This is a genomic window from Nocardia noduli (assembly GCF_019038455.1).
GTDB lineage: Bacteria > Actinomycetota > Actinomycetes > Mycobacteriales > Mycobacteriaceae > Nocardia > Nocardia noduli.
This window is the reverse complement of sequence record NZ_JAFMPL010000139.1, coordinates 1-17,163: the sequence shown is the minus strand read 5'-3', so window position 1 is coordinate 17,163 and position 17,163 is coordinate 1. Positions and strand designations below refer to the sequence as shown.

Genomic DNA, 17,163 nt, shown 5'->3' with positions numbered 1-17,163 from the left:
GCCACACGCACGGTCTGTGGTCGAGTGAGTTGTCCGGCCTCGGCGCCGCGGTGTTGGTCGCGGTGCTGATCGGCGCACAACCCGCTCTCGCACACGCCGATCCCTTCGTCGGTCGCCCGGTCTGGGTGATCCCTCGAGAACTCGTTCCCCGCCGGGGTGTTCGAGCAGGTGGACCGTCCGGCGGCCCCACACTCATCGTGCCGGGTCCAGGAGGCTGGTCAGCACGCGACGACCCACGCCTTCGCACCCCACACCTATCCTGTGCCGCGGCCGGGACGGACACGATGCCAGCCGGTGTCGTCGAGTCCGACCAGCCCTGCCAGTTCCAGTTCGGTCAACGCGGCGCGGATCTCCGGTACCGGTAGACCTGTCTGTGCGGCAAGGGCGGCGGGGAGGCGGGCACCGATCGTCGGGAGGGTCGCGTAGACGGTGGCGCAGGCGCCGGTCAGTGCCTCGGTCGGGGCGGTCGATGTCTGCGAGGCATCGGGCAGCGACAGGCGTAGTGGGCCTGCCTCGTCGATCACCTCGCACGCTCGGGTGACCAGCAGCGCCTCGCCGTCACGGATCATGCGGTGGCAGCCGACGGAGGCGGCCGAGGTCACCGGGCCGGGTGTCGCGAGTGCGGGACGGCCCATTCGGCGTGCCCATTTCACGGTGTTCCGCGCGCCGCTGCGCAGGCCCGCTTCGACCACGAGTACGCCGTCGGCGAGGGCGGCGATGATTCGGTTCCTGGCCAGGAATTGGTGTTTGCGCGCGACCGTGCCCGGCGGATATTCGCTGACCACCAATCCGACGTCGGCGATTTCGGCGAGCAGCCGGTCGTGCTGCGCGGGATAGGGCCTGTCGACACCGCAGGCCAGGACCGCGATCGTCGTGCCGCCCACGGCCAGCGCCGCCCGGTGCGCCATCGCGTCGATGCCGAAGGCCGCACCGGACACGATCGTCCAGCCGCGCGCGGCGAGATCTCCGGTGATCTCGCCGGTCACCCGATCGCCGTATCCGGTACTGCATCGCGCGCCGACCACGGCCAGCGCGCGCTCGGTGGCGTCGAGCAGGGATCGCGATCCGCGCACCCACAGCACGAGCGGGACCGCGCCGTCCTGATCCCGGCCGGTCTCCAACTGCGCCAATCCCAGCATCCGCCAGGCGGGCCATTCCGGATCGTCCGGCGTCACCACCCGACCACCGAGTGCCTGTATCGCGTCGAGATCCCTTGCCGCGCAGTCACTGTCACGCCGCTGCGCGGTCGGTCCGCGTAGGGATTCCGGTAGATCGCGTTCGCGCACCGCGCGCGCCGCCTCCACCGGTCCGACCGATTCGATCAAGGCCGACAGTGCCGCGCACGGCCCCTGCACCACCCGCGACAGGTACACCCACGCGAGCCGCCGCTCGTCGGCCGCGACGGCGTCCAGGTCGATCGTGCGCGAGCCAGTATGGAGAACCGTCGGCCCAACTACTACCGACTCCACGTTCCCGACACCGGCCGGAACGCCGAGCCTGTCCGCGCTCACTGCGCATCCCGCTGACGGAAGTTGAGGGCAAGCAGCACGTCCCGAGCGGTGGGCAGTTCGCCTCCACGGAGGTCACAGATGGTCCACGCCACGCGCAGTGCCCGGTCCGCGCCGCGAGCCGACATCCGGCCGACACGCAGCGCCGCTTCGACCGGCGCGACGGCGTCCTTCGGCAGCGGGAATTTCTGTCGGAGCGCGTGGCCGGGGACTTCGGCGTTGGTGGTCCAGCCGTACTCGCGCCACCGATCGACGGCGGCGCGGCGGGCCGTGGTCACCCGGGCGCGCACCACCTCGCTGCTCTCGGCCACCTCGCTGTCGAAGGTGGTGCCGGCACCGCCGTGCAAGCGCACGCGGAGGTCGATGCGGTCCATCAGTGGGCCCGAGAGTTTGCCCAGATAGCGGCGGCGGGCCAGGGGCGCGCAGATGCAGTCGATATCGCGCGCGGGCGCGCAGGGACACGGGTTCGCGGCCAGCACGAGTTGGAATCGGGCGGGGTATCGGGCCACGCCGTCGCGCCGGGCGATCCGCACCTCCCCCTCCTCCAACGGGGTACGCAGGGCTTCGAGCACCTTGGTTCCCAGCTCGGCGCATTCGTCGAGGAACAGCACGCCCCGATGGGCGCGGCTCATCGCGCCGGGGCGTGCCGAACCGGAGCCGCCGCCGACCATGGCGGTCGCCGAGGTGGAGTGGTGCGGGGCGACGAAAGGCGGTGCGGTGATGAGCGGATGGTCGCCCGACAGGGCTCCCGCCATCGAGTGGATGGCCGTCACCTCGAGCGATTCGGATTCGGTCAGTGGCGGAAGCAGACCCGGAAGCCGCTGCGCCAGCATGGTTTTACCGATTCCCGGTGGACCGGTGAGCAGGAGGTGGTGTCCGCCCGCCGCCGCGACCTCCAGTGCCCACCGCGCTTCCTCCTGACCGACGACCTCGCTGAGGTCACCGCCGGGGACGGGCAGGTCGGGCAATGTCACGTCCGGTTCGAGCAGCATGCCCTCGCCGCGCAGCCACCGGACGACGGCGCGCAGGTCGGTCGCGCCGAGCACCTCGATGTCGTCCACCAATCCGGCCTCGGCCAGCGCCCCCGCCGGGACGACAACGGTCGACCAACCCGCGTTGCGCGCCGCGATCACCGCGGGCAGCACGCCGCGCACCCGCCGCACCCGGCCGTCGAGGGCCAGTTCGCCGAGCAGGACGGTCTTCGCCAGCCGCTCGGCGGGTACCGAACCCGCCGCGTCGAGTACCGCGACGGCCAGCGCCAGGTCGTAGACGCTGCCGATCTTCGGCAGGGTCGCGGGCGAGAGCGCGAGCACCACACGTCCGTCCGGCCATTTCTCGCCGGAATTGGCGACCGCCGAACGGACCCGGTTCCTGGATTCCTGGAGTGCGGTGTCGGGCAGGCCGACCAGGTTCACCGAGGGCAGACCCTGACCGATATCGGCCTCGATCTCGACCAGTTGCCCGTCGACCCCGGTGACGGCCACGGAGTTGGCGCGACCGAGCGGCATCAGAACACCCCCTCGAGATGTTCGATGACGGGCCGGTAGCCGCGGCGGAGCAACACCCCGACGACGTCGAAACGGATGTGGCGCCACGGCCCTTCCTGCTCGACCAGCCAGGTCAGCGCCAGTCTGCGGATGCGCTGCTGTTTGGTGAAAGTGACCGATTCGGCGGGTGTGCCGTAGCCGAGGCCGGTCCTGGTCTTCACCTCGACGAAGGCGGTGACCTCGCGATCACGGGCGATCAGGTCGAGTTCGCCGTATCGGCACCGCCAGTTCCGCTCGATGATCCGCATTCCGGCGGCCTCGAGGAACCGTGCCGCCAGCTCCTCCCCCTGCGCGCCGAGCGTCTGTTTGTCTGCCACCCGGACAGCATCACCCGAGACGGCCACGAGTCACCGACGCCGACCAGGCACAACACCTGCCCTGTGGATAGCGGCCGGGCTGTGGACAACTCGCCCGGCGGCTACCCCGCGATCACTCGGGAAGCCGCAGGTCCGGCTTCTCCAGCTCTTCGATGTTGACGTCCTTGAAGGTGATCACCCTGACGTGTTTGACGAAGCGGGCGGGGCGGTACATGTCCCACACCCACGCATCGCTCATCCGCACTTCGAAATACACCTCGCCGTCGGCGTTCTGCGGACGCAGCTCGACGGAATTGGCAAGGTAGAAGCGGCGCTCGGTCTCCACCACGTACGAGAACTGACCGACGATGTCCTTGTACTCGCGGTACAGGGACAGTTCCATCTCGGTTTCGTACTTCTCGAGGTCCTCGGCACTCATCGGGTGGGACGTCCTCCTTCTCGCCGCACTGCGTTCGATGTGCGGTGTTCGTGGGGCCCTTCGTGGTAACGCAGGCTGCCGCTTCCTGGCCCGTCACTCAAACCGCTGCGTCGCATGCGGACAATCATCTCGCATGAGCGGCATCGCCAGCCACTCGGCTGTCCCCGGAGCCCTCCGCGGGGCCCGACGCCAGTACCGTGTCGGCGTAATCCACCGCCGCGTCCAGCGGCCGCAGACCCATCGCGTCCCTGACATTGCGCCACGATCTGCGATGTTCGTTACTCGGCCCGAGCCGGTGCAGGGCGTCGGTGTGTTCGGGCGTGTTGTAGCCCTTGTGCGCCGCGAAACCGTAACCGGGCAGGCGCCGGTCCAATTCGACCATCATCCGGTCCCTGGTGACCTTCGCCAGGATGCTCGCCGCCGCGATACAGGCCGCGACCGCGTCGCCCCCGATGACCGGCAGCGACGGCACCGGGATGCCGGGAACCCGGAACCCGTCGGTGAGCACATATCCGGGCGTCTGCTTCAGCCCGGCGACGGCGCGGCGCATGCCCTCGATATTCGAGACGTGGATGCCGATCGAGTCGATCTCCCACGCCGGGATCACGACGATCTCGTAGGCCAGCGACAACCGGGTGATGACCGGGAACAGTTCCTCCCTGGTCGCCTCGCTGAGTTTCTTCGAATCGTCGAGCCCGGCCAGCTTGTCGTAGGCCTTGGGCGCCAGCAGGCACGCCGCGACGACCAGCGGTCCGGCACACGGCCCACGCCCCGCCTCGTCGACGCCCGCGACCGGACCGAGGCCGTTGCGTATCAGCGCCGCTTCCAAGGTGCGTAGTCCGCCCGCACGGCGCATCACCACACGCGGCGGCCAACCGGTACTCGGCATCACAGCTTCTCGACCCTGCCCCACAGTTCGATTATCCCGCCGCCACTTCGGTGATCCGCGACCGGCTCAATTCGTCTGGGGATCCTGCGACTTGATCGGACCGATCCGGCTCGGCGGCCAGATCTTGAACACGGCTTTACCTCGGACGTTGTCCAAGGGCACGGTGCCGTTGAATTCGTCTCCGACGTGGGCGCGGGAATCCCGGGACTGGTTGCGGTTGTCGCCCATCACCCACAGATTGCCCTCGGGCACGGTCACCGGACCGAATACTCGCCCGTGGGGATAACTCGCGTTCTGCTGGCCGGGAACCCATTTGTAGTCGAACTGGACATAGGGCTCGTCCAGTGGCTTACCGTCCACCATGACCCGCCCCTCGGCGTCACAGCATTGCACCGTCTGGCCGCCGACCGCGATCACCCGTTTGACCAGGTCGTTCTCGTCGGGCGGTACCAATCCGAAGAAAGCGAAGAAGTTCTGGACACCGCGCACGGCGGCATTATCCGAACGGATCGAGGTGTAGGTGTCGTTCCACGAGGGCGGTCCGACGAAGACCACGACGTCACCGGGCTCGGGATCGCTCCAGTAGGACGTCAACTTCTGGACGTAGATGCGGTCGCCGGTGCAGCCGGGGCAACCGTGCAGGGTCGGCTCCATGGACTGCGACGGAATGACGTAGGGACGTCCGACGAAACTCACCATGAGCGCGGCGATCACCGCCGCGACAACGATCAGGATCGGCAATTCCTGCCAGAACGGGCGCTGTTTCTTGGACTTCTTCCGACGCGATCTACCGCGACTGCGCGAAGCCCCCTCGTCGTCCGATCCGGACACCTCCACCGACCCACTTTCGTTTGCCACGCCGAACAGACTAGCCCGACACCAGGACTGTTCGTCCGGTGCCGGGCCAGAAGGAAACTTCGCGGCGCGACCGAGGCGCCGGGGTGGGCCGTGGAGTTCACCGGCCCGAGGTGTCAAGCGACGAAGATCAGCGCTTTTCCTTGATCTTGGCGGCCTTGCCACGCAGGTCACGCAGGTAGTACAGCTTGGCCCGGCGGACGTCGCCGCGGGTCACGACCTCGATGTGGTCGATATTGGGGGTGTGCACCGGGAAGGTGCGCTCGACGCCGACGCCGAAGGACACCTTGCGGACGGTGAAGGTCTCGCGGATGCCACCACCCTGGCGTCGGATGACGACGCCCTTGAAGACCTGGATGCGCTCCTTCGAGCCTTCGATGACCTTCACGTGCACATTGAGGGTGTCGCCCGGACGGAAGTCGGGGACGTCGCTGCGCAGCGACTGCTCGTCTACGAAGTCAAGGGTGTTCATGTCCATCCTTATGTGATGTTTGCGCGAACAGAGGACCCTGGCGGCATATGACTGCGCGACCGGTTCATGCTCCGAATCAAGGGACGCTCCCGGGGTCGACATGCACCCAGGGCAACCCATGCATTGTGCCAGACCACGGACACGCGGGAAAAATCGCCCCACCGGAGGCGTGGCCGTCGACGCGCGGAGCGGCGCGGTCCTCAGTGCTCGGACTTGCGGTCCCACGGTAGGTGATGCGGGTGCGGGGACGGCGGGGCGGGCACCACCGTTCTGGCGAGTTCGGCCTCGGCCGCGACACGCACGTGCTCGACATCGGGGCTGCCTGCTATCAGATCCTGGATGAAGATCTTCGCCCTGATCACGGGCCTGCGGTAGCGGCGTTCCCGGACGATGGCGCGATACATCATGCGACGGCGGTCGGCATAGCGCCAGCGGGCCCATGGCGCGCCGGGACGGCTCAGCCGGAACGCCCCGACCATCAGCAACGGCGGGAAGAACATGCCGAACAGGCCGGTCCAGATCTTGCCCTTGGCGATGACGATGGCCGCGAGCATCAGGTTGAACACCGCGAAGAGGCTGACGACGGTACGCGCCTCGGTCCCCATCGAACTGCGGAAATCGTTGATCTCGAGCAGCGACAGCGGATGGAATCCGAGCAGCAGCAGGCCGGTCACCGCGAGCGCGACGAACACCGCGTCGACCGAGGTGCGTCCCTGTTCCTCCCAGTAGACGTCGCGCAGGTAGTAGATCAGCGCGAATTCGTCGAGGACGAGGGCAGCGCCGATGCCGAACGACGCCGCGAGCAGGCTCGCGGTGAGATTGTCGGCGTCGTCGTAGACCGCGATCATGCCGAGGCCGGAGCCGAGTACCAGGACGACGCCGAACACCATGTGGTGCACGTGCACGCTGCCCGCGCTCAGATTGCCCGGCCACCAGCGCACCTTCTTCCTGATCAGCCGCACGCTGAGCCGGATGAAGAGGAAGCCGACGATGAAGCCGAGCAGAAAACACAGCAGCGGCAGGCGGCCCGGCGCGATCACATCGTCTTCGAGCCATCTGCGCATGGCCGCCTGATCCTCCGCTTCTGGTCCGGTGCCTACTGACCGAAACCGGCGCGACGCAGGGCGTCGGCCATGGATCCGGTCGGCGCGGGCGCGTTACGGCGCTGATTGCCCTGGTTGCGGCCCTGGCCCTGATTACGGCTCTGGCCGCCCTGCTGCGGTTTGCCTTGACCGCCCTGCCGTTTGTCCTGACCGCCCTGGCCCGCTTGGCCGCCCTGCCCGGCCTGCTGACCGCGCTGGCCCTGGCCGCGCCCGCCCTGGCCGCGATTGCCGCCGCCCCGTTCCGGCTTGGCGGCCACGCCCGGCTCGTCGTCCAGGCGCAACGACAGTCCGATGCGCTGGCGCGCGACGTCGACTTCGAGCACCTTGACCTTGACCACGTCGCCGGATTTCACGACCTCGCGCGGATCCTTGACGAAATTGTGCGACATGGCCGAGACGTGCACGAGGCCGTCCTGGTGCACGCCTACATCGACGAAGGCCCCGAAAGCGGCGACATTGGTGACCACGCCTTCGAGCACCATGCCCGGCTCCAGATCGGCGACCTTCTCCACACCCGCCGCGAATTCGGCGGTCTTGAATTCCGGACGCGGGTCGCGGCCGGGCTTCTCGAGTTCGGAGATGATGTCGGTGACGGTGGGGACACCGAAGGTCTCGTCGGTGAATTCGGCGGGCCGCAGGGCCCGCAGCGCGGAGGTGTTGCCGATCAGTTCGGTGATCGGACTGCCTGTCGACTCCAGGATGCGCCGCACCACCGGGTACGCCTCGGGGTGCACGGCCGAGGTGTCGAGCGGGTCGTCGCCGCCGCGGATCCGGAGGAAGCCCGCGCACTGTTCGAAGGCCTTGGGCCCCAGGCGCGGCACGGCGAGCAGTGCGGTGCGGCTGCGGAACGGCCCGTTCTGATCGCGGTGCGCGACGATGTTCTCCGCGATCGAACCGGCGATACCGGAGACGCGCGAGAGCAACGGCACCGAGGCGGTGTTGACATCGACGCCGACCGCGTTCACCGCGTCCTCGACCACCGCGCCGAGCGAGCGCGCGAGCAGGGTCTCCGAGACGTCGTGCTGGTACTGGCCGACACCGATGGATTTCGGATCGATCTTCACCAGCTCGGCCAGCGGATCCTGGAGGCGGCGTGCGATGGAGACCGCGCCGCGCAGCGAGACATCCATATCGGGAAGTTCCTGCGTGGCGTAGGCGGAGGCCGAGTAGACCGAAGCGCCCGCCTCGGAGACGACGATCTTGGTCGGCTTGTTCTCCGGGATGCGCGCGATGAGTTCGGTGGCGAGAGCGTCGGTTTCGCGCGAGGCGGTGCCGTTGCCGATGGCGATGAGTTCGACACCGAAGCGCGCGACGAGGGCGCCGAGCACGGCGAGGGATTTCTCGGTCTGCCCCTGCGGCTTGTGCGGGTAGATGACCTCGGTGGCGACCGCTTTGCCGGTGGCGTCGACCACGGCGACCTTCACCCCGGTGCGGTAGCCGGGGTCGAGTCCCATCGTGGTGCGGGTGCCCGCGGGCGCGGCGAGCAGCAGATCACGCAGGTTGGTGGCGAAGACGTCGACGGCGTCCTTCTCGGCGGCCTGGCGCAACCGCATCCTGGTGTCGATCCCCAGGCTCACCTGGAGTTTGGTGCGCCAAGCCCAGCGCACGGTGTCGAGCAGCCAGCTGTCGGCGGGGCGACCACGGTCGGCGATGCCGAATCGCACGGCGATGCGACCCTCGTAGATCGTGCGCTCGCCCGGTTCGAGTTCTTCGGTATCGGCTTCGAGTTGCAGTGAGAGGATGTCTTCCTTCTCCCCGCGCAGCAGCGCGAGAATCCGGTGCGACGGCAGTTTCGCGAACGGCTCGCTGAATTCGAAGTAGTCGGAGAATTTCGCGCCCGCCTCTTCCTTGCCCGCGCGCACCGACGAGACGACCTGACCCCGGTTCCACATCAGTTCGCGCAGTTCACCGACCAGATCGGCGTCCTCGGCGAAGCGCTCGACCAGGATCGCGCGGGCGCCGTCGAGCTGTTCGGCGCTGTATTGCGCCGGGTCGGTGGCGGCGTCGCCGATCAGGGCGTCGGCCACCGGCTCGTGTCCGGCCTCGCGGGCGATCTGGGCCTTGGTGCGCCGCTTGGGCTTGTACGGCAGGTAGATGTCCTCGAGGCGGGCCTTGGTCTCGGCCGTCATCAGCTGGCCGAGCAACGCGTCGTCGAGTTTGCCCTGTCCCTTGATGGATTCGATGATCGCGCCGCGACGCTCGTCGAGTTCGCGCAGATAGTGCAGGCGTTCGTCGAGCTGACGCAACTGCGCGTCGTCGAGTCCGTCGGTGACTTCCTTGCGGTACCGCGCGATGAAGGGCACGGTCGAACCCGCGTCGAGCAATTCGACGGCCGATCTGACCTGGCTCTCGCGCACACCGAGTTCCTCGGCGATGCGTCGGCCGACGCTGGCCAGAGCGGTGGGCACGGCGGCGGCAGGTGCGGCGGCCGGCGTTTCGGTGTTCGTCGTTGAACTGGCGGTCTCGGGCGCTGTCGTCACGCCGCAGACACTACCGCTGTCCGCTGACACGCGGCCGACGCCCGGGTGAAGTGCGGTCGCCACGCCCCGTTCATCCGATCGCCGATCCAGCGGATTCGGCCAGCATCCGCGCCGCGAGTTCACGCATCTCGGCCTTGCGGACCTTGCCGGTGACCGTCATCGGGAAATCGTCCACGATGTGCACGTAGCGCGGGATCTTGAAATGCGCCAATCTTCCCGTACAGAAGTTCCGCACCGACGCGGCATCCAAAGGCGTTGCGCCCTCGCGTATCCGGATCCAGGCCATCAGCTCCTCGCCGTATTTCTCGTCGGGAACCCCGATGACCTGGGCGTCGAGAACATCCGGATGGGTGTAGAGGAATTCCTCGATCTCGCGCGGATAGATGTTCTCGCCGCCGCGGATGACCATGTCCTTGATCCGGCCGGTGATCGCGAGATATCCGTCCTGGTCCATCACGCCGATATCGCCGGTGTGCATCCAGCGCGCGGCGTCGATCGCCTCGGCGGTCTTCTCCGGCTGTTCCCAATAGCCCAGCATGACCGAATAGCCGCGGGTGCACAGTTCGCCGGGTTCACCGCGTGGCACCGTGGCGCCTGTCACCGGGTCGACGATCTTGACCTCCAGGTGCGGCCCGACCCGGCCGACCGTGGCGGTACGGCGGTCGATGCTGTCGTCGCGACGGGTCTGGGTCGACACCGGACTCGTCTCCGTCATGCCGTAGCAGATGCAGACCTCGGTCATACCCAGCCGATCGATGACGCGTTTCATCACCTCGACCGGGCACGGGGATCCGGCCATGATGCCGGTCCGCAGACTCGACAGATCCGGTCGGTCGGCGGCGGCGCGGGATTCCAGTTCCGTGAGCACGGCGATGAACATGGTCGGCACCCCGTACAGCGACGTGCACCGGTATTCCTCGACCGCGGCCAGGGTCGCGACGGGATCGAAGGCGGGAGCCGGAATCACCACGGCCGCACCGTGAGTGGTGACGGCCAGATTCCCCATGACCATCCCGAAGCAGTGATAGAACGGCACCGGGACGCACACCCGGTCGTGTTCGGTGTACCCGCACAGCTCGCCGACGAAATATCCGTTGTTCAGGATGTTGTGATGACCGAGCGTGGCACCCTTCGGGAAACCCGTTGTCCCCGAGGTGTATTGGATATTGATCGGATCGTCGGTCGACAGTGCGCCGCCGCGAGCGGCCAGCAGTTCGGTATCGGGTTCGGTGCCCGCGATCGCCTCCCATTCGGGGGATCCGAGGATCAGCACCTGTTTCAGCCCGGGGCAGTTCGGGCGCACCTGTCGGATCATCTCGGCGTAGTCCGACGACTTGAATTCCCGCGCGGCGACGAGTACGCGCGTGCCCGCCTGGCGCACGACGTACTCGAGTTCACCGGTCCGATAAGCCGGATTGACAGTGACCAGGATCGCGCCGATCTTCGCCGTCGCGTACTGGACCAGAAACCATTCGGCGCAGTTCGGCGCCCAGATTCCGACCCGATCACCGGCGTCGACCCCGAGGCGGGCCAGGCCGGTCGCCACCGCGTCGACAGCGGCGCCGAGTTCGCGATAGGTCCAGCTCCGTCCGGTGGGACTGTCGACAAGTGCGAGGCGATCCGGGTACGCGGCCACCGTGCGATCCAGGTTCGCGCCGATGGTGTCGCCGAGCATGGGAGTGTCCGAGATGCCGGACGCGTAGCTGGGGAGGGCCGACATCACTTGGTCCCCTGCCTGCGAAGCACGAAGCGCTGCACCTTGCCGCTGGGGGTCTTCGGCAGGCTGTCCACGAAATGCACCCGACGCGGGTAGGCGTGGGCCGCGAATTTCTCCTTCACCAGCCGCTGGAGTTCGGCGGCCAGTTCGGCACTGCCGCCCGGCCCGTCGAGCAGCACCACGAACGCCTCCAGCACCTCGCCCCGCAACTCGTCCGGCATCCCGACCACCGCCGCCTCGGCGACCCGATCATGCAGGACGAGCACGCTTTCCACCTCGAAAGGGCCGATGCGGTAACCGGCCATGATGATGACGTCGTCGTCGCGGGAGGAGAAGCGGAAGAACCCCGCGGCGTCACGTGATCCGGCGTCGCCGGTGAGATACCAGCGACCGTCGGCGGTGAAGCGCTGCGCGGTGCGATCCGGGGCGTCGAGGTAGCCGAGGAACCACATCAGCGGACTGTCACGGGTGTCGATGGCGACGCGTCCCATCTCGTTCGGCGCGGCCTCGACATCGGCGTCGTCGGCGAGGACCGCGCAACTCCAGCCGGGAAGTTGCCTGCCCATCGAGCCGAGCGGGGTCGGCGCGTCGAGTTCGTCGTGCCAGGCGTTGCAGATGACCATGCCGTGCTCGGTCTGCCCGTAGTGGTCGCGCACCGCGACGCCGAGTTCCCGCGCGGACCAGGACACCACGTCGGGCGTCAGCGGCTCCCCCGCCGAGGACGCGCGCCGCAGCGAGATCCCCTCCGGCACCGGCGTCTCGTCGGATCGCAGCGCGCGATACACCGTCGGCGCCGCGGCGAAATTGGTGACGCCGAACCGTTCCAGCACCTGCCAGGTGAGCGGCGCCGAGAAACCCGCGTGCAGCAACAGCGAGCGGATACCCGAGGCGAGCGGGCCGAGGATCGCGTAGTACAGCCCGTAGGCCCACCCCGGATCGGCGGCATTCCAGAACACGTCGTCGGGCCGGACGTCGAGGGCGAATTCCTGATAGGCGTGGAACGAGGCCAGGGCCCGCACGGGAATCGGCACCCCCTTCGGCGTGCCGGTGGTGCCACTGGTGAACAACTGCACCAGCAGGCCGTCGCCGCCGACCGCGACCGCTTCGGCTCCCGGGTCGTCCGCGGAGTGCGCGGCGAGGAGTTCGTCGAAGGAGAAGACCGAGGGCGGCGGCCGGAGTTCGGCCGAATCCGCGGCCGTGGTCGCGCCGAGGGCAGCCTCGACCCGCGTACGTTCACCCGCGATCACGAGCCGCCAGGGCGCGTCGGCGGGGATGTCGTCACCGGGGGCCAGCTTGGCGGCCTGATCGACGTCGGCGATGACCAGAACCGTGCGACTCGCGGTCAGGCGCAGGGCGATGGCGGGTGGGGCGAAGGCGGTGAACAGGGGTACGTGGACAGCGCCGAGCCGCCAGATGCCGAGCAGCGCCACGACCAGATCGGCGGATTTCGACATCAGGGTGGCGACCCGGTCACCGGGGCCGATGCCGAGGTCGGCCAGTGCGGACGCGCATCGCGACGACCGTTCCCGCAGGTCACCGTAGGTGAGGTCGGTGGCGGTGAGGTCCGCTTCGATGACGGTGAACGCGACGGCGTCGCTCGGATGCCGGTCGCACAGCAGACGCGCCGCGCACGCGTGCGGCCCGTCGTAGGTGTCAAGCAGATCGCGCACCCGCCGCGTCAGGTCCGTGCTCATGTCGTCTCCTCATCGGTGTTCGTACCGCCGTGGCCCATCGGTGATCCGGGCCACTGCCGTCTCCCATAGGATGTGGGTCACACCCGCTCCACCACTACCCCCGAAAAGGGGTGAGTCTGTTGACCACCGGTTCTCTCCTTCGCCCACGCGACGGCGACGCGCTGCGTTCGGAGATCCGGTGGGTCGCGACCAAGGCGGGGGTCCCTGTGGTCTTCGGCGGTGAGGTGCACGAGGACACGCTGCTGCTGACGGAATTCGTCGGCACCGTCACCAACGGATTGCGCGGACTTCCGGTGTTGCGCACCTCGGGTCTCGGCGGTCGCGTCATGGATATGCGCCGTCCGGCGTCGGTGACCGATTACCGCAGCGCCGCGTCCATCACCCACCACTACGACGGACCGGTCTCGGGTGAGGGCATCCGCTCGGTCCTCGCGGTGCCGGTGGTGGTGGACAACCGCTCGCGCGCCGTGCTCTACGCGGCGACGCGCGGTGACACCCCGTTGGGCGACCGCACCGTCGACCTCATGGTCGCCGCCGGGCGTCGTCTCACCACCGAGATCACCGTCCGTGACGAAGTGGACCGGCGGCTGCGACTGCTCGAATCGGCGGCGCCGACGACCGAGACCGCGCCCGCCGCCACCGAGGAACTGCGCGATCTGCACGCCGAATTGCGCGGATTGGCGCGTACCGCCTCCGACGAGAAGTTGCGCATCCGGCTGCGCGATGTCTGCGAACGCATGGCCCGCGCCCTCAACGGCGGTCCGGTCCCCGACGCACCGCGCCTGTCGCGACGCGAACTCGACGTCCTCGCCCACATCGCCCTCGGCTGCACCAATCAGGAAGCCGCGCAACGGCTCTCACTCGGGCCGGAAACGGTCAAAAGCTATCTCCGCAACGCGATGACCAAACTCGACGCGCATTCGCGGCACGAAGCGGTCGTCCTTGCCCGCCGCTACGGGCTGCTTCCCTGACGCGGTGATCCCGCGCCCGGGCGATCCCGCGCTCAGGCGTCGGGCAGCAGATCCGGGCGACGGTCGCGGGTGCGGGCGAGGGATTGTTCATGACGCCAGGCGGCGACCTTGGCGTGGTCGCCGGAGAGCAATACCGGCGGAACCTCGAGGCCGCGCCAGGTGACCGGGCGGGTGTAGCTGGGGCCTTCGAGAAGTCCGTCGGAAAACGAATCCTCCCGATGCGACTGCTGATTGCCGAGAACACCGGGGATGAGACGAACGAACGCCTCGGTCATCACCAGGACGGCGGCCTCGCCGCCGATGAGAACGTAGTCGCCGATGCTGACTTCCTCGACGCGCACGCGACGGGCGGCGTCGTCGAAGACGCGCTGATCGATGCCCTCGTAGCGTCCGCACGCGAAGACGAGATGCTTCTCCACCGCCCAGCGTTCGGCGATGGCCTGGGTGAACGGCACACCCGCCGGAGTCGGCACGACGAGCAGCGCGTCGTCGGGGCACACCTCGTCGAGGGCGTCACCCCAGACGGTCGGTTTCATGACCATGCCCGGGCCGCCGCCGTAGGGCGAATCGTCGACCGATTTGTGCACGTCGTGGGTCCACCGACGCAGGTCGTGGACGTCGATCGAGATCAGGCCCTTGTCGACGGCCTTGCCGAGCAGCGCGGTGCGCAGCGGCTCCAGATATTCCGGAAAGATCGTGACGACATCGATCTTCATCGACCCTCCTGGTCTCCACGCCCGCGCACTTGCCTCGACGGTGTCGAGTGGCGTGCCACCCCTACTCCGGATCGAGCAGCCCTTCGGGCGGATCGATGACGACGAGCCGGTCGGCCAGCGACACGGTGGGCACGATGGCGTTGACGAACGGGATCAGGATCTCCCTGCCGTCCTCGGCCGCGCGCACCGAAAGCAGTTCTCCCGCGGCGGAATGCAATACCTCGGTCACGGTGCCGACCGCGGTCCCGTCGGTGAGCTGGACGGCGAGGCCCTCCAGTTCGTGGTCGTAGTACTCGTCCGAATCGCCCGAAGACGGCAGGTCGTCACTGTCGACGAAGAACAGGGTGCCGCGTATCGCGTCGGCGGCGGTGCGGTCGGAGATTCCGGCGACGAACACCAGAAGCCGACCCGAATGCTCACGGGCCGACTCCACGGTGAAGTCGCGAACCTCTTTCGACCGCAACCGACCGCGCAGGGTGACGCCCGGCGCGAAACGCGCCTCCGGCTCGTCGGTGCGAACCTCGACGACGAGTTCGCCGCGCACACCGTGCGACTTGGCGACCCGTCCTACGACGAGTTCCATCTACTGATCGGTATCGACCACGTCGACCCGGATGCCCCTGCCGCCGATTCCGGCGACCAGGGTGCGCAGCGCGGTCGCGGTACGACCGCCACGCCCGATGACCTTGCCCAGGTCCTCGGGGTGCACGTGCACCTCGACGGTGCGCCCGCGGCGGCCGGTGATCAGCTCGACGCGGACGTCATCCGGGTTGGCGACGATACCGCGAACCAGATGTTCGACGGCATCGGCGACGACGGCACTCATTTATTCGGCAGCCTCGGTCTCGGCGGTCGCCTCGGCGGCCTCGTCCTTCTTGGCGGCCTTCTTCTTCGGGGTGACGGCGTCGGCGGTCGGCGCGTTGTCGGCGGCGGCGAGCGCCGCGTTGAACAGATCCAGCTTGGAGGTCTTCGGGGCCTTCACCTTCAGGGTGCCCTCGGCGCCCGGCAGGCCCTTGAACTTCTGCCAGTCGCCGGTGATCTCCAGCAGACGCTGCACGGGCTCGGTCGGCTGCGCGCCGACACCCAGCCAGTACTGCACGCGCTCGGAATCGACCTCGATCAGCGAGGGCTCTTCCTTGGGGTGGTACTTGCCGATGGACTCGATGGCCCGGCCGTCACGACGGGTGCGGGCGTCCGCGATGACGATGCGGTACTGCGGGTTGCGGATCTTGCCCAGACGGGTGAGTTTGATGCGAACAGCCATGCTGATCTGCCTCTTTCGGTGGTTGGTCACGGCGCGATTCAGCGACTCGCACGGTCTGCGAGCCCGGTTTCACGCTTGGAGTGTGTGACCGCCGCGCGGTACGTGACCGGAGACGGGCTGACACTGTCCAGGAAGGACGGTGCATCATTGTGCCAGACCGGTCACCGCGCCCGGAAATCGCCTCGGTCGGAGCGAGGTCGTCGCTCACCGTCGCGGCGAGCCTTCCGCCGGCGTCGTCCGGTACCGCAGCAGGACCACACCGGACCGGAACTGTTTGCTCTCGACCAGCCGCAACGCCGGGACCGCCGTGCCGTCGACGAACAGCCTCGCACCGTGCCCGACCACGACCGGATAGACGAACAGACGGTATTCGTCGACCAGGTCCGCCTCGATCAGCGCGTGCACCAGGGTGATACTGCCGGTGCTCACGATATCCCTGCCCGACTGCTGCTTGAGCGCCCTGACCTCGTCCAACCCGCGCAGGACGATCGAGTTCCGCCAGCCCGGATCGCCGAGCGACCCCGACACGACGTACTTGGTCATCTCGTTCAGATCGTCGGTGATCCCGGTCTTGTCATCGGTCTGTTCGGGCCAGTACTCGCGCATCTGCTCGAAGGTGACCCGTCCGAACAGCACCGCGTCACAGGCGGCGGTGTGCGTCATCAACTCGGCGACGATATCGGCATCGTCCACGGCGTCGTCTCCGACGGTGAACCATCCCTCGCTCGCATCGATGACCCCGTCGACCGTGATGTTCTGGGTGACCACCAGATCCCGCATCTCGAACCTCCTGTCGCAATACGTCCTGTAGATCTGGACGCGACAGCGGACAGGAACTCATCGCTGCCACGCCGAGAAGTGTTCACCGATCTCGGTGACAGACACCTTCTCGCGATTCGAGCGCGGCGGCGTGGCCGACTCAGCGCAGAGTAGCGGTGGGCCCCAGCGGGTGGATCACCGAAGTTTCGGCACTCGACATCACGTCCATCTCCCCTCGCGCACAGTCACCCGAATCGAACACACAAGTGTCTACCGACCGTCAGCGGAAAAGCGGACTCACCCTATAACGTCGACCCGGTCAGCGGTGGCCTGTTACCGGGCCCGATTCGATGACGCGCCCGCGCAACACGACCCACTGCGGGGCGGTGAGCATGGCCGAGTCGATTCGGGGGTCTTCGCGGTAGACGACGAAGTCGGCGGGGGCGCCGGGGG

General features: G+C 68.0%; 17 protein-coding genes. 1 reads left to right on the top strand and 16 read right to left on the bottom strand.

The window, feature by feature from the left end:
- Nucleotides 1-254: 254 nt before the first annotated feature.
- The 11 genes from dprA to JZ792_RS37650 all read right to left on the bottom strand — a co-directional run bounded on the left by dprA (nt 255) and on the right by JZ792_RS37650 (nt 13,000).
- Nucleotides 255-1,418 (bottom strand): DNA-processing protein DprA, encoded by a 1,164-nt coding sequence (gene dprA, locus JZ792_RS37700; protein WP_216917682.1) that lies wholly within the window; start codon nt 1,416-1,418, stop codon nt 255-257.
- A gap of 89 nt (nt 1,419-1,507) precedes the next feature.
- Nucleotides 1,508-3,016 carry a YifB family Mg chelatase-like AAA ATPase gene (locus JZ792_RS37695; protein ID WP_216917680.1) on the bottom strand — a complete coding sequence of 503 codons (1,509 nt, stop codon included), beginning with the start codon at nt 3,014-3,016 and terminating at the stop codon, nt 1,508-1,510.
- Nucleotides 3,016-3,372: a YraN family protein gene (locus JZ792_RS37690; protein WP_216917679.1), complete on the bottom strand. Its 357-nt coding sequence runs from the start codon at nt 3,370-3,372 to the stop codon at nt 3,016-3,018. The genes JZ792_RS37695 and JZ792_RS37690 overlap by 1 nt, the downstream gene beginning before the upstream one ends.
- A gap of 112 nt (nt 3,373-3,484) precedes the next feature.
- Complete coding sequence (locus tag JZ792_RS37685; protein ID WP_011210678.1) at nt 3,485-3,790, bottom strand: DUF2469 domain-containing protein; 306 nt, start codon at nt 3,788-3,790, stop codon at nt 3,485-3,487.
- Nucleotides 3,791-3,914: 124 nt separating this feature from the next.
- Complete coding sequence (locus tag JZ792_RS37680; RefSeq protein ID WP_216917678.1) at nt 3,915-4,679, bottom strand: ribonuclease HII; 765 nt, start codon at nt 4,677-4,679, stop codon at nt 3,915-3,917.
- 66 nt (nt 4,680-4,745) lie between these two features.
- Nucleotides 4,746-5,537 carry a signal peptidase I gene (gene lepB / locus JZ792_RS37675; protein ID WP_308165610.1) on the bottom strand — a complete coding sequence of 264 codons (792 nt, stop codon included), beginning with the start codon at nt 5,535-5,537 and terminating at the stop codon, nt 4,746-4,748.
- Nucleotides 5,538-5,664: 127 nt separating this feature from the next.
- Nucleotides 5,665-6,006: a 50S ribosomal protein L19 gene (rplS, locus tag JZ792_RS37670; protein WP_109529704.1), complete on the bottom strand. Its 342-nt coding sequence runs from the start codon at nt 6,004-6,006 to the stop codon at nt 5,665-5,667.
- A gap of 200 nt (nt 6,007-6,206) precedes the next feature.
- Nucleotides 6,207-7,070: a hypothetical protein gene (locus JZ792_RS37665; protein ID WP_216917677.1), complete on the bottom strand. Its 864-nt coding sequence runs from the start codon at nt 7,068-7,070 to the stop codon at nt 6,207-6,209.
- Between the two features lie 32 nt (nt 7,071-7,102).
- Entirely contained in the window at nt 7,103-9,589 is a 2,487-nt protein-coding gene (locus JZ792_RS37660; protein ID WP_216917676.1) for a Tex family protein, read from the bottom strand.
- 70 nt (nt 9,590-9,659) lie between these two features.
- Entirely contained in the window at nt 9,660-11,309 is a 1,650-nt protein-coding gene (locus tag JZ792_RS37655) for an AMP-binding protein (RefSeq protein ID WP_216917675.1), read from the bottom strand.
- On the bottom strand, nt 11,309-13,000 hold the full coding sequence (locus JZ792_RS37650) for an AMP-binding protein (protein ID WP_216917674.1): 1,692 nt from the start codon (nt 12,998-13,000) through the stop codon (nt 11,309-11,311). The genes JZ792_RS37655 and JZ792_RS37650 overlap by 1 nt, the downstream gene beginning before the upstream one ends.
- 119 nt (nt 13,001-13,119) lie before the next feature.
- Between JZ792_RS37650 and JZ792_RS37645 the strand changes: the two genes are divergently transcribed.
- Nucleotides 13,120-13,971 carry a helix-turn-helix transcriptional regulator gene (locus tag JZ792_RS37645; RefSeq protein ID WP_216917673.1) on the top strand — a complete coding sequence of 284 codons (852 nt, stop codon included), beginning with the start codon at nt 13,120-13,122 and terminating at the stop codon, nt 13,969-13,971.
- Nucleotides 13,972-14,003: 32 nt separating this feature from the next.
- Here the strand turns inward: JZ792_RS37645 and trmD are convergent, their stop codons facing one another.
- The 5 genes from trmD to JZ792_RS37620 all read right to left on the bottom strand — a co-directional run bounded on the left by trmD (nt 14,004) and on the right by JZ792_RS37620 (nt 16,731).
- Nucleotides 14,004-14,687, bottom strand: a complete 684-nt coding sequence (gene trmD, locus JZ792_RS37640; RefSeq protein ID WP_216917672.1) for a tRNA (guanosine(37)-N1)-methyltransferase TrmD — start codon at nt 14,685-14,687, stop codon at nt 14,004-14,006.
- A gap of 61 nt (nt 14,688-14,748) precedes the next feature.
- Nucleotides 14,749-15,270, bottom strand: a complete 522-nt coding sequence (gene rimM, locus JZ792_RS37635; protein ID WP_216917671.1) for a ribosome maturation factor RimM — start codon at nt 15,268-15,270, stop codon at nt 14,749-14,751.
- Nucleotides 15,271-15,513: an RNA-binding protein gene (locus tag JZ792_RS37630; RefSeq protein ID WP_067782143.1), complete on the bottom strand. Its 243-nt coding sequence runs from the start codon at nt 15,511-15,513 to the stop codon at nt 15,271-15,273.
- Entirely contained in the window at nt 15,514-15,951 is a 438-nt protein-coding gene (gene rpsP, locus JZ792_RS37625; RefSeq protein ID WP_216917670.1) for a 30S ribosomal protein S16, read from the bottom strand.
- Between the two features lie 204 nt (nt 15,952-16,155).
- A complete protein-coding gene (locus tag JZ792_RS37620) occupies nt 16,156-16,731 on the bottom strand; it encodes a dihydrofolate reductase family protein (protein ID WP_216917669.1) in 576 nt (191 codons plus the stop codon).
- Between the last annotated feature and the right edge of the window lie 432 nt (nt 16,732-17,163).

Excerpts from the sequence above, each read along its gene's own strand:
- JZ792_RS37665 (WP_216917677.1), bottom strand. The coding sequence starts at position 7,070 with ATGCGCAGATGGCTCGAAGACGATGTGATCGCGCCGGGCCGCCTGCCG.
- JZ792_RS37695 (WP_216917680.1), bottom strand. The coding sequence starts at position 3,016 with ATGCCGCTCGGTCGCGCCAACTCCGTGGCCGTCACCGGGGTCGACGGG.
- rimM (WP_216917671.1), bottom strand. The coding sequence starts at position 15,270 with ATGGAACTCGTCGTAGGACGGGTCGCCAAGTCGCACGGTGTGCGCGGC.
- JZ792_RS37650 (WP_216917674.1), bottom strand. The coding sequence starts at position 13,000 with ATGAGCACGGACCTGACGCGGCGGGTGCGCGATCTGCTTGACACCTAC.
- JZ792_RS37655 (WP_216917675.1), bottom strand. The coding sequence starts at position 11,309 with ATGTCGGCCCTCCCCAGCTACGCGTCCGGCATCTCGGACACTCCCATG.
- rpsP (WP_216917670.1), bottom strand. The coding sequence starts at position 15,951 with ATGGCTGTTCGCATCAAACTCACCCGTCTGGGCAAGATCCGCAACCCG.
- JZ792_RS37630 (WP_067782143.1), bottom strand. The coding sequence starts at position 15,513 with ATGAGTGCCGTCGTCGCCGATGCCGTCGAACATCTGGTTCGCGGTATC.
- trmD (WP_216917672.1), bottom strand. The coding sequence starts at position 14,687 with ATGAAGATCGATGTCGTCACGATCTTTCCGGAATATCTGGAGCCGCTG.
- JZ792_RS37685 (WP_011210678.1), bottom strand. The coding sequence starts at position 3,790 with ATGAGTGCCGAGGACCTCGAGAAGTACGAAACCGAGATGGAACTGTCC.
- rplS (WP_109529704.1), bottom strand. The coding sequence starts at position 6,006 with ATGAACACCCTTGACTTCGTAGACGAGCAGTCGCTGCGCAGCGACGTC.
- JZ792_RS37620 (WP_216917669.1), bottom strand. The coding sequence starts at position 16,731 with ATGCGGGATCTGGTGGTCACCCAGAACATCACGGTCGACGGGGTCATC.
- JZ792_RS37680 (WP_216917678.1), bottom strand. The coding sequence starts at position 4,679 with ATGCCGAGTACCGGTTGGCCGCCGCGTGTGGTGATGCGCCGTGCGGGC.